The organism is Parazoarcus communis (genome assembly GCF_003111645.1).
GTDB classification, from domain to species: Bacteria; Pseudomonadota; Gammaproteobacteria; order Burkholderiales; family Rhodocyclaceae; genus Parazoarcus; species Parazoarcus communis_A.
This window is the reverse complement of sequence record NZ_CP022187.1, coordinates 3,225,183-3,237,215: the sequence shown is the minus strand read 5'-3', so window position 1 is coordinate 3,237,215 and position 12,033 is coordinate 3,225,183. Positions and strand designations below refer to the sequence as shown.

Sequence of the window (12,033 nt, the reverse complement as noted above, 5' to 3'; positions counted from 1 at the left end):
TGTCATGGCTCCCGAAGTCCATGGTGACGCGCCCTACTTTGCCCCTTCGCGCTTCGACGACCCGGTCGCCGCGATGGCCCGTGTAAGCGAGATCTACGACAGCGGTGTTTCCCACCTGCGCAATGCGCTGCAACGCTTCGTCGCCGGCGACGGCGTCGGTCGCCACGTGCGCGCCTGCTATCCCTTCGTGCGCGTGCGCACCGATACCGTCGCGCGTGCCGATTCGCGCCTGTCCTACGGTTTCGTGGCCGGGCCCGGCATCTATGAAACGACACTCACGCGGCCCGGACTGTTTGCCGACTACTACCCCGAGCAGTTCCGACTCTTGCTGGAAAATCACGGTGTTTCGCTGGAGATCGGCAGCAGTACGCAGCCGATCCCGCTGCACTTTGCGATGACCGGCCAGGATCACATCGAAGGTCAGCTCGATCCCGCACAGCGCCAGCGCCTGCGTGACATCTTCGATCTGCCCGATCTCAACGCGATGGACGACGGCATCGCCAACGGCACCTACGAGCCACCGGCGGGCGAACCCCATCCGCTCGCGCTGTTCACGGCCCCGCGGGTGGACTACTCGCTGCAACGCCTGAGCCACTACACCGGCACCGCGCCCGAGCATTTCCAGAACTTCGTGCTGTTTACCAACTATCAGTTCTACATCGACGAGTTCATCAAGCTGGGCCATACCCTGATGCAGGAAAACACTGCGGATCACGGCTACAAGGCCTTCGTCGAGCCCGGCAACGTCATCACCCGCCGCGCTGACGAGACCGCGCATCCCGGCGATGAAGCGGGCAAGGCACCGCCGCGGCTGCCGCAGATGCCGGCCTACCATCTCAAGCGCACCGGGCGCGGCGGCATCACCATGGTGAATATCGGGGTCGGCCCGGCCAACGCCAAGACCATTACCGATCACATCGCGGTGTTGCGCCCCCACGCCTGGATCATGCTCGGCCACTGCGCGGGGCTGCGCAACACACAGGAACTGGGCGACTACGTGCTGGCTCACGGCTATGTACGCGAAGATCACGTGCTGGACGAGGAACTGCCGCTGTGGGTGCCGATCCCGCCGCTGGCCGAGGTGCAGCTCGCGCTGCAGGCCGCAGTGGCCGACGTGACCCGGCTCAGCGGCTATGAGCTCAAGCGCCTGATGCGCACCGGCACCGTGGCCAGCACCGACAACCGCAACTGGGAGCTGCTGCCCTCGCACGGCGGCAACAGCAGCCCGGAGCGCCGCTTCAGCCAGAGCCGTGCAGTCGCGCTCGACATGGAGTCCGCCACCATCGCCGCCAACGGCTTCCGCTTCCGCGTGCCCTACGGCACCCTGCTATGCGTCAGCGACAAACCCCTGCATGGCGAGATCAAGCTCCCCGGCATGGCCAACCAGTTCTACCGCGAGCGCGTCGATCAGCACCTGAGAATCGGCATCCGCGCCATCGAGCGCCTGCGCGAACAGGGCGTGGACAAGTTGCACAGTCGCAAGCTGAGAAGCTTTACCGAGGTGGCGTTCCAGTAGGGCGCAAGCGTATCGCGGCCCACGCTGCCGCCCGTCAGAAACGAAAAGGCAATGCGTCAGGGGGCCACGCGCACCAGGAACGGCAAGTTGGCGGTCGCGGCCTTGCCGCCTGCGCCCCTGACCGTGATGAACAGGCGATAGGCGCCGGGCTGTTTCGGCGCAAGAAAGCTCACCTGACCGTTGTCCGAGCCCAGCAGCGGAACATCGATGCGGGCGGGGGCGGCTTCCTTGTCGCCCCCCAGGCGCAGGTCGGTGGCTTCGGCCCGCACGACCCACTCCGTGCTCAGACGCACATCGTCGGCACTGCGGGCGTCGACCCCGGCCGACACCCTCGCGCCCGGCGCGAACACGTCGGCCGAGATGCCCACGCCGAGAATCGTCGGCGCGCGGTGCAGGAGCGGGCGGCCCCACGCCTCGGCCAGCGCATCGGTCATTTCGGTGAGGCTGCCGTCAGCCAGCAGCAGGCCGTGCCAGGTGGCGGTCTGCTCCTGCTTGGCGCCCCACAGGAAAGGAAACACCCCGCGCACCTGTGGTTCGGCATGCAGTGCGGCCAGCGCCTTGCGATAGAAGTCCGCCTTTTGGCGGCTGGTGAGCTCCACCGGCGCGCCCCAGGGTTTGCGCCCGGCCTGCCACTGACCCAGCGCACCGAGTTCGGCGACGACAACCGGCTTGGTGATACCCGCGCTGCGCAAGCGCTGTGGCAGATCGAACACCGCGCCGGCATAGAGATTGATGCCGAGCAGATCGACATTGGCACAACAATCGGCCAGCAGCTTGAGGCGGTCGAGGCTGGTGTCGGCCACCACCATCATCGTCGGCCGGGCGGGATCGAGCTTCTTCACCACCCCGGCGAGACGATCAACCTCGCGCCAGGCGGGCATGGGGTCGGCCTCACCGGTTTCGACTTCGTTCCCCACGCCCCAGGCAATGATCGCCGGGTGGCCGCGATAGCGCATGACAAAGCGCCGGATGTCCTCCTCCTGCGCCCGCAGCGCAGCGCCATCGTCGAGACGGAACCCGTGGCGCGGATGCCCGACCCACAGGCCCATTACCACCTTGAGACCCCGTGCCTGCGCCTCATCGAGCACCCAGGCGTCGGACTCACGATAGACACGAATCACCTTGGCCCCGGCCTCGGCGAGCCGGGTCAGCGCCGCACGGTCGCCTTCGAAGGCCGCACCCTGCCATTGCGGGCCCGCGACCTGGGCAGGCACTGCGCCGGCAGACAGGGACAGCACGAGTGCAGCGGCAAGGTGACGCCAGGCCGGACTGCACCAGCAAAACAGGGGAAGTACGCGGGTCGTCGACATGTTGGCCATGAACGATGGAATGTGGCAGTCGGACCGCGCCCCCGGTACAAAGGTTCTGCGGCCTGACTCAACTGGCCATTGCCACCGCCCCGTATTCCGAGGGCCGAAGTAGACGAATCGAATGATTCGATCGCGCCGGCCGGCATTTCTTCACCACCTGTGCGAGCGCGATGATACCCGCCTCGATCTTCTCCGGTGCGATCGACGCATAGCCCAGCCGGATGAAGTGCTCGTGGGCCGAACCGGAGAAGAAGGGCTCGCCGGACTCGATCAGCACGCCGGCGTCCATCGCCTCGCGACGCAGCCGAAGGGGATCGATGCCGTCCGGGACCTTTGCCCAGATCGAGGCACCGCCGCTCGGACGGCGGAACTCGAAATCGGACAGGTGACGGGTGAGTGCATCGGACAGCAGCTCTGCCCGCTCCGACAGGATCGACGTGGTCCGGCGCAGCAGCGAGTCGTAGTGTCCCTGTGCAATGAAGAGCGCGAGTGCGCGCTGATTGTTGGATGGCGGATGACGGATCATCAGGCGGCGCAGTTTGCGGGCGGCGGAGATGAGCTCCGGATTGCCCACCATGTAGCCGACGCGCAGCCCGGGTGAGATCACCTTGGACACGCTGCCGATATACACCACCTGATCGTGGCGATCGATGGCCTTGAGAGCGGGCGAGGGCTGTCCGTTGTACTGGATCTCGGCATCGTAGTCGTCCTCGATGATCACCACGTCGTTTCTGGCCGCTTCCTGCAGCAATGCGATGCGGCGCTCGGTGGACAGCGTGGCGCCCGACGGACAGTGATGGCTGGGCGTGCAGTACAGGTAGCTCACATCCTTCAGATGACCGGACGCCAGCGCACCGTCGGCGTCCATCGGCACCGGAACGATGCGTGCCTGACGCCGCGCGCAGATGTTGCGGGCATCCATGTAGCCCGGCTCCTCGATGGCGACCCCGGTACCGGGCTTGATCAGCAGTTCGGCCAGCATGTACAGGGCGTGCTGGGTACCAAGGGTGATCAGGATCTCGGACGGGTGCGCAGCAATGCCGCGGCGCGGCAGCACCCGCCGGATGAGCTGATCCACCAGCGCGTCGTCGTCGTGCTCGATGGCATCGGACGCCCAGTTGTGAATCTCGCCCACGCTCAGCGCCAGCCGGCTGCACTCGCGCCATTCGGCCACCGGAAACATCTTGGGGTCGAACTGCCCATAGACGAAGGGATAGGGGTAACGCTGCCAGTCGGCCGGCTTCTCCAGCCATTTGTCCCGCTGCGGCGTGGCCGCCAGGCGTTTGCCCCAGGCCACCCGGGTGGAACGGGCTGCGTGCTCGGACTGGACCGGCTCGGGTTGCGCAGGCGAACCCTGCCTGACGTAGTAGCCGCTGCGCGGGCGCGCCTCAAGATAGCCGTCACATACCAGTTGCTCGAGCGTGAGGACCACGGTGTTGCGGGCAACCTTCAGCATCACTGCAAGATTGCGGCTGGAGGGCAGGCGCGAGCCGCTGGCGATGCGGGCGTCGAGAATCGCGGCCACGATGGCGCTCCGAAGCTGGCTTTGCAGCGTTGCGCCATCACGCTCGAAGTCGGGCAGCAGCTGACGCCACATCAGGCAGCAATCCTTTTCCTGGCTTGGTTTCATGGCACCCGCTCCGGTAGTGGTCCAAGGACCGTGGTTGTCTGGCCCCATCGATGGAGCCAGACAAGTCCTAAGCAGATCCCGTACCACCCCGGCGAATCCCAAAGATGCTGCCACATCCAAGTCAATCAAGGACTTGCAGGCACTGAGGCGGTGCGTGGCAGCCAGCTGACGCACGAATATATTGCACTGCAACAGCATGAAATCCGGTGCCTGTCGCCACTGATCCACCCCCTTTGTGGCCCGGGTGAAAGAATCTGGCCCCATGAATTCGCGCAACTGGTTCCATGGCAGCGCCCAAAAAGCGTCGAAATCCGAGAAGGACGGGCTGAATGCATGGAAAAGGGGGCGTCGGAATGCGAAAAGGGGTGCCTCCCAGCGGATGGCACCCCTTTTCGGCTTCGCCGCCGCGCGGGCGGACGACACGAACGACCCAGACTTACTTCAGCACCGCCAGTGCAGCAGCGTAATCGGGCTCGTTCTTGATCTCGGACACGAGTTCGGAATGGATCACCTTGTTGTCGGCGTCAAGCACCACGACTGCGCGCGCGGTCACGCCGGTGAGCGGGCCGGAGGTGATGGCGACGCCGTAGTCGGTCGCGAAACCTGCGCTGCGGAAGGTCGACAGCGTCTGCACGTTGTCCAGGCCTTCGGCAACGCAGAAGCGCTTGGCGGCAAAGGGCAGGTCGGCCGAAACAACCAATACCACGGTGTTGTCCAGACTGCCGGCTTCGGCGTTGAACTTGCGCGTGGAGGTGGCGCAGGTCGGGGTATCCAGGCTGGGGACGATGTTCAGCACCTTGCGCTTGCCGGCAAAGGCATCGAGGCCGACATCCTGCAGATCGGCAGCGGTCAGACTGAATGCGGGCGCGGTAGCGCCGACCTGCGGGAAGCTGCCGGCGATTTCGATGGCGTTACCGCCCAGGGTTACTGTGCTCATGTTGATGTCCTCTTCAGGGGTGGGGCTGCCGGGCTCTGTGGGTGGCGCCGGTCAGCGGGTGTAATAGCCTACACCAACGAGCTTGCCGTCGACAGCGCGAAAATACGTGTGCTTGCTCTCGACCTTGGCGGTGGTGGGGTTGCGCCAGACATAATCGAGTTCGCCTGCGCCTTTCCTGCGCGCAATATTGATCATGTCGGTAATGACCGCCTTGCCCTTGGGATCGCGCAGGTCGTGACCGTTGCGCCCGATCAGCGCCGGACTGGCGCCATGGGCGAGGAAGCGTCCGTCTTCCATATTCACCACCAGCACATACAGATCGTCCTGCGTGAACTTGCCCCCGATGCGCTGAAAATCGGCCAGCGCAACCGAAGCATCCGCCGCCAGGGCTTCCGCCGCACGGTCGAGCAAATCGCGGGCCTGTGCAGCGCTGGCCCTTGGCGAATAGAAGCCGACGGCCACGATGACATCGCCGACCTTGCGGAACAGCGTCACCTTGGGCTCTTCGCGGTTCTGTACCGGATTCAGCCAGCGGTACTCCACCCGGCCGCTGCCCTTGGCCGCCGCGAGATCGAGAATTTCGCGAAAGAAGGCCTTGCCGCCCGCATCGGTCTGCTCCGTGACCTTGCTGCCGATCAGGGCAGCGGACGATCCGCCGCTGGCGAGAAAGCGTCCGTCGTCGGCGAGCGCGTAAACATACAGATCGCCATCGACAAAGCTGCCCTGACGGCTGAAATCCGTCACACCGTCCTTGCCCTTGGCCTCGATGTGGGCGACCGCACGATCGAGCAGCGTCGTTGCACGCTTTTCGTCCCATTGCTCGGACAGGCGCTGGGTGTCGGCAGTCGGGGCCTGGGCGAAGGCGGGCATCGGCGCAGCGCCACCCAGCGCCAGCAACAGTGCAAGACCAAGCGCATTACGGGTGTTTGAAAGCATGACGCGACTCCTGACTACTTGAACAATCGTAAGAGAACATAGAAAAAAACGCCGCCGATGTCGAGCAACATCGGCGGCGTTCTGCTTTGCGGGATGATCCGGTCAGGCCGCAATCAGTTCGCGCGAAGTCAGGGTGTAGCGGAAAGCGGCAGGATCGAGGCTGTCGAAGCGACCCGCCGCGTTCTCGCCCTGTGGATACATCAGGAAAGGCACGACCGGTCCAGTGCTGCCGGGGAGCTTCAGGTCATGGCCGTAGTTATAGGCCAGCCAGTTGGTCTCCCACGCACCAAACAACTGCTTGCGCGCCGCAACCACCTTGGCGTCGTCGAGCGCGAGCTTGCCCGGCGGCTCTTCGAGCACGACCTTGCGCACGTCGGCGGGATCGACCGGCACCCAGCCAAAGCGCGACAGAAACACTTCGGCGCGGCAGTGCTGCGCCTTCGACACATCGCCACTCTTGCCCAGGCTCTTGTAGCCGAAACGCGAGTCGGCCACGCGCACGCCGTAGACATCTCGCGACGGCAGTCCGACGGCACGGGCGAGGCCGACATACAGGGTGTTGAGATCGGCGCACTTCCCAGACAGGTCACGGGTTTCGAGCATGGTGCGAATGTCGCCGACACCGCAGCCACGGGTCTTGGGATTGCGGAAGGTGTTGTCCACCACCCACTCGTAGATCGCGCGCGCCTTGTCCTCGTCGGTGCTCGCGCCGCGGGTGATCTCGAGCGCGGTGTCGCGCACGATGGCGTCGGTGGGCAGCAGCTCGGTGGCACGGGTGTAGAGGTCGAACTCGGCAGCCGAGAGTTCAACCGGACTGGCCGCCGGGCGGCTGAAATCGATGGCGCGATCGCGGGTGGCGAAACGGCTGACGACTTCCAGCTGGGGCTTGGCCGTATCCGGCGCCCACTCGGCGTAGAGCATGGAAGCGCCGTAGACGGGGTCGGTCTCGACCCGCATCACACTGGCGTTGCCCTGCCACAGGTTGCCCATCGGCCGGAACCACTCCGCAGCATCAACCGAAGGCAGCGGCACCCATGCGCGCAGCACGCCATCCGTCAGCTGCGGTTCGATGTGGCTGGTCAGCTCGAAGGTGCGCCAGCCGGCCTCGGGACTGGGCGCAAACGGTGCAGCCGGGGTCGCGCCAACAGCGGCCTTCGCGGTCAGGGCGGGCATGGCCAGGGTGGCGGCAAGCGTGGTGGTCTTGAGAAAATTGCGACGGTTCATCAGTGTGCTTCCTTTCAATTGGGGTTCATTCGTTTGTCGAAGCCGGCAGCCTTGAGGACGCGGCTGCGCACGGCTGCATCGCGCCAGTCGGCTTCGCCGCGCACGCGCAGCCGGGGCTGGTGCGACGTGTCGAGCACATAGGTGGTGGGGATGGTGCGCACACCCCACTGGCGGGAGATCGCCTGATCGTGATCGGCGATCACGACGAGCGTGTCGAGCAGGTGATCATCGAGAAAGCGACGGGTATCGGCTGCACGGTCGGCCACGGCGACGGTGATCAGCACCATGCCTGGCTCGGCCTCGTCGAGCTCGACCAAGGCCGGCATCTCGTCACGACACGGCCCGCACCAGCTCGCCCAGAAATTGACCATCACCGCCTTGCCGCGCACACCATCGAGCGCCTTGAGCAGGGCGGGCGGAAAGGGTGGCAGCTGATCAATGGTCTCAAGCCCGTTCGCCTGTGCGCCAAACGGCAGCGACAGGGCAAAGGCAAGGCTGGCGAGCAGGGTGCGGCCGACTGTGCGGCCAGTCTTCACCGGCCGCGATCCGGTTCGGAGTGGGCCGGCACGCTGCCGCCGATGTGTGCAGGTTTCGGAGGGCTCGCGCCAGGCGCAGCGCGAGCGCAAACACGCCTGCTGGAGGCGTATTCAATGGATGACATGTTGTTGCTCCCGATTTGTCGGTTACAGCACCGGTGCGGGAAGCCGCCGGCACGCTTTTATGCCGGCCCTCGCGGGCAGGCGCTTGGATGGCAGTACTCAGACCGCCGCTTCGGAAAGGCCAAAAACCTGCCCGAAGCCGTGATTCTAGGAGATTGCAAAGCAGTCGGGGCAGGGATCCGAAGATGGATCACCTGCCCCGACCGGTATCACGCCGCCTCACGGGCAGCCAGGAAGATGCTCAGCGCATCGCGCGCAACTTGGCGACGCGTTCCTCGGTCGCCGGATGGGTGGAGAACAGCCCACGCAGACCGCCGCCGGACAGCGGATTCATGATCATCATCTGTGCAGTCTCCGGATGCGCTTCGGCAGCGTGCATCGGAATGCCGCGGGCGAAGGCGTCGATCTTGGTCAGCGCGCTGGCCAGGGCATCGGGATCGCCCGAAATCTCGGCACCACCGCGGTCGGCACCGAACTCGCGGGTGCGGCTGATCGCCATCTGGATGAGCATGCCCGCAATCGGCGCCATCAGCATGACGATGATGGAGACGATCGGGTTCGGACGGTTTTCACCATCACGCGATCCGCCGAAGAACATGCCGAACTGGGCGAGCGAGGAGATCGCGCCGGCCACCGTGGCAGAGATGGTCGAGATCAGGATGTCGCGGTTCTTCACGTGCGCCAGTTCGTGCGCCATCACGCCGCGCAGTTCGCGCTCGGAGAGCATGCGCATGATGCCCGACGTGGCCGCCACCGCGGCGTGCTCCGGATTGCGGCCGGTGGCAAAGGCGTTGGGCTGGTCTTCGTCGATGATGTAGACCTTGGGCATGGGCAGGCCGGCACGCTGCGACAGATCGCGCACCATGTTGTAAAGATAGGGCGAGCTGCTCTCATCGACCTGACGGGCGTTGTACATCTTGAGCACCGCCTTGTCCGAGAACCAGTAGGCCCACAGATTCATGCCGCCGCCCAGCAGCAGCGCGATCAGCATGCCCTGCTGGCCCCCGATGGCACCACCGACGACGCCGAACAGGGCGACGATACCGGCCATCAGGATGGAGGTTTTCATCCAGTTTCCAAACATTGATCATGTTCCTCAAGAACGTTGGGTTTGCGCGATAGATGGAGGCAATTACCGGAAAATCAAGCAGCTGCCGGATTCCCGACGGTAAACCTGTCACCCGCATTGACTGCGAAACCGCGCAGAAATTCCCCTGCACCCATGCGTCTGCTGCCCGGCCGCTGCATGACGGTGAAACACAGCGCAGCCTCGCCACAGGCAATGACCACACCGGCTTCATCCGCCCGCACCACCTGCCCCGGCTCGCCACCCGCGTCGACGAGGTGCGCAGACCAGACCTTGATCGGGGTCTCGTGCAGATGTCCCACCGCCCCCGGGAACGGATTGAAGGCCCGCACCGCACGTTCGAGCTCGCGTGCAGGGCGCTGCCAGTCGATCTCCGCGTCGGTGCGGCCGATCTTGCTGGCGTAGGTCACGCCTTCGAGCGGCTGCGGCTGTGCCCTGAGCTCGCCCTCGGGCAGGAGACGCAGCGTCTCGACGATATCGCCGGCGCCGAGCAGTGCGAGCTTGTCGTGCAGACTGCCGGTGGTGTCGTCTGCGGCGATCGGCAACACGTGCCGCATCAGCATCGGCCCGGTATCGAGCCCTTCGTCCATCTGCATGATGGTGATGCCGGTCTCGACATCACCCGCCTCGATCGCACGGTGGATCGGCGCCGCGCCGCGCCAGCGCGGCAACAGAGAGGCGTGGATGTTGAGACAACCCAGACGCGGCAACTGCAGCACCTCGGGCGGCAGGATCAGGCCGTAGGCGGCAACCACCAGCACGTCCGGCGTGCACTCGGCAAGGCGGGCACGCTGCTCTGCCGTGCGCAGGCGCTCGGGCTGGTCGACGTCGATGCCGTGCTTCAGCGCAACCTGCTTGACCGCGCTGGGCGTGAGTTTCATGCCGCGTCCGGCGGGGCGGTCGGGCTGGGTGAGGACGAGCGGCACGTCGAAGCCGGCGTCGATAATCGCTTCAAGCGCGCGCGCCGCGAAATCCGGCGTGCCTGCGAAGGCCACGCGCAGGGGGAGGGTCGTCGTCATCGGTTTCTCTGGCAGTCCGCGCTCAGGCGGTGATTCGGGCTTTCTTGGCCAGGCGGCTCTTGATCCGGCCCAGCTTGAGCTGCGACAGGTATTCGACGAATACCTTGCCTTCGAGGTGATCCAGTTCGTGCTGGATGCACACCGCCAGCAGTCCCTCTGCCTCGAGCTCGAAGGGCTCGCCCTTTTCGTTGAGCGCCTTCACCCTGACGCGCTCCGCGCGGGTCACCTTTTCGTAGACGCCCGGTACAGAAAGGCAGCCCTCTTCACATACCTGCTCGCCGCTGCGCTCGATGATTTCCGCATTGATCAATGCCATCAGCCCGGTCTGGTCCTCGCTGATGTCGATCACCACGACGCGCTTGTGAACATCGACCTGGGTTGCCGCCAGTCCGATGCCGGGTGCCTCGTACATGGTTTCAGCCATGTCCTTGACCAACTGGCGAATGGAATCGTCCACAACGGCGACTTCGGTCGCGCGCGTATGCAGACGGGGATCGGGGAAACGGAGTATTGGTAGTAGAGCCATAAATGCTTGCCGCGATAAGCCTTTAAGTGCAGAATTTCAAGCGCTTTGACATGAATGACCATGTGCTGCGCCTGACGTCGTATAGGGGTATGTCTTCTTCGACGCTCGCCGGCCATTTGCGTTCCGGGCCGGCTCGTGCCGACCCGCATCAACCGGAAGCGAGCAATGATACGAATTATATTCCCTCTCATCGTCTGCATTGCGACCCTTGTCAGCAACACTGCGGCCGCCCAGGGCGCAGAGATTGCAGACGATGCGCCGGACTCCTACACCGTGGTCAAGGGCGACACCCTGTGGGGCATCTCCGGACGCTTCCTCAAGCAGCCGTGGCGCTGGCCTGAAGTCTGGCGCATGAACCGCGACCAGATCCGCAATCCGCACCTGATCTATCCCGGCCAGATCGTGCACCTCGATCGCAGCGGCCCGTGGCTCAGCATCGGCAAGCGCCTGGGCATCGACAAGCGCCTGCCGCAGATCTACGAGGAAACGCTCGGCAACGAGCTCCCCAGCATTCCGCTGAATGTGATCGAGCCCTTCCTGAACAAGCCCCTCGTCGTGGACGAGGCCCGTCTGCAGGGCGCGGCCACGATCATCGCGACCGAAACCAATCGCGTATTCACGGGCACCGGTGACACCGTCTTTGCCAAGAACGTCAGCGACGATGCGGATGTATGGCAGATCTTTCGCCCGGCCACGCCGCTGAATGATCCCATCACCGGTGAGATCGTCGCCTACGAGGCAGCCTATCTGGGTGCCGCGCGCGTCTCCGAGCGCAGCGATCCGGTCACTCTCGAGATCGTCGATTCCGTCGAGGAGATCGGCGTCGGCGACCTGATGCTGCCGAGCGAACGCCCGAACGTGTTCTCCTTTGTTCCGCATGCGCCGGAGAATCCTGTCGACGGTCGCGTCATGTCGATTTACCGCGGCGTGGCCGAAACCGGCAGGCTAAACGTGGTCTCCCTCAACGTCGGTGAGCGTGACGGTATTGAACGCGGTCATGTGCTGGCCCTGTATCGCAACCGGGGTATTGCCGAGTACAAGGAAGACGGCGTCAAGGAGACCTATCAGCTTCCCGAGAAACGCTATGGCCTGGTGTTCGTGTTCCGCACCTTCGAACGTGTTTCCTACGCCCTGGTGATGGATTCCGACGGGCAGGTTTCAATCGCTGACGGCGCTCGCAAACCCTGAC

At 64.8% G+C, this 12,033-nt stretch carries 11 protein-coding genes; 2 read left to right on the top strand and 9 right to left on the bottom strand.

The window, feature by feature from the left end; translation table 11 throughout:
• Positions 1-4: 4 nt before the first annotated feature.
• Positions 5-1,516 carry an AMP nucleosidase gene (locus tag CEW83_RS14660; RefSeq protein WP_108950002.1) on the top strand — a complete coding sequence of 504 codons (1,512 nt, stop codon included), beginning with the start codon at positions 5-7 and terminating at the stop codon, positions 1,514-1,516.
• A gap of 56 nt (positions 1,517-1,572) precedes the next feature.
• Here CEW83_RS14660 and CEW83_RS14655 read toward each other — a convergent pair whose 3' ends face one another.
• The 9 genes from CEW83_RS14655 to def form a co-directional block, all read right to left on the bottom strand.
• Positions 1,573-2,826: a glycoside hydrolase family 2 TIM barrel-domain containing protein gene (locus CEW83_RS14655; RefSeq protein WP_108951436.1), complete on the bottom strand. Its 1,254-nt coding sequence runs from the start codon at positions 2,824-2,826 to the stop codon at positions 1,573-1,575.
• Between the two features lie 67 nt (positions 2,827-2,893).
• Positions 2,894-4,456, bottom strand: coding sequence for a PLP-dependent aminotransferase family protein (locus CEW83_RS14650; protein ID WP_199915123.1), 1,563 nt, complete (start codon positions 4,454-4,456; stop codon positions 2,894-2,896).
• Positions 4,457-4,892: 436 nt separating this feature from the next.
• Entirely contained in the window at positions 4,893-5,393 is a 501-nt protein-coding gene (tpx, locus tag CEW83_RS14645; RefSeq protein ID WP_108950000.1) for a thiol peroxidase, read from the bottom strand.
• Between the two features lie 51 nt (positions 5,394-5,444).
• A complete protein-coding gene (locus CEW83_RS14640; RefSeq protein WP_108949999.1) occupies positions 5,445-6,329 on the bottom strand; it encodes a cache domain-containing protein in 885 nt (294 codons plus the stop codon).
• A gap of 102 nt (positions 6,330-6,431) precedes the next feature.
• The gene (locus tag CEW83_RS14635) at positions 6,432-7,553 is read right to left on the bottom strand and encodes a transglutaminase-like domain-containing protein (RefSeq protein ID WP_108949998.1); all 1,122 of its coding nucleotides are present in this window, start codon (positions 7,551-7,553) and stop codon (positions 6,432-6,434) included.
• A 14-nt stretch (positions 7,554-7,567) separates the two neighbouring features.
• Positions 7,568-8,089 carry a TlpA family protein disulfide reductase gene (locus CEW83_RS14630; RefSeq protein ID WP_108951435.1) on the bottom strand — a complete coding sequence of 174 codons (522 nt, stop codon included), beginning with the start codon at positions 8,087-8,089 and terminating at the stop codon, positions 7,568-7,570.
• Between the two features lie 364 nt (positions 8,090-8,453).
• Positions 8,454-9,296 carry a zinc metalloprotease HtpX gene (gene htpX / locus CEW83_RS14625; protein ID WP_108949997.1) on the bottom strand — a complete coding sequence of 281 codons (843 nt, stop codon included), beginning with the start codon at positions 9,294-9,296 and terminating at the stop codon, positions 8,454-8,456.
• Positions 9,297-9,355: 59 nt separating this feature from the next.
• On the bottom strand, positions 9,356-10,318 hold the full coding sequence (fmt, locus tag CEW83_RS14620; protein WP_108949996.1) for a methionyl-tRNA formyltransferase: 963 nt from the start codon (positions 10,316-10,318) through the stop codon (positions 9,356-9,358).
• A 22-nt stretch (positions 10,319-10,340) separates the two neighbouring features.
• Positions 10,341-10,844 carry a peptide deformylase gene (gene def, locus CEW83_RS14615; protein ID WP_108949995.1) on the bottom strand — a complete coding sequence of 168 codons (504 nt, stop codon included), beginning with the start codon at positions 10,842-10,844 and terminating at the stop codon, positions 10,341-10,343.
• 165 nt (positions 10,845-11,009) lie between these two features.
• Here def and CEW83_RS14610 point away from each other — a divergent pair, with 165 nt between their 5' ends.
• Complete coding sequence (locus CEW83_RS14610) at positions 11,010-12,032, top strand: LysM peptidoglycan-binding domain-containing protein (RefSeq protein WP_108949994.1); 1,023 nt, start codon at positions 11,010-11,012, stop codon at positions 12,030-12,032.
• Position 12,033 lies beyond the last annotated feature (1 nt).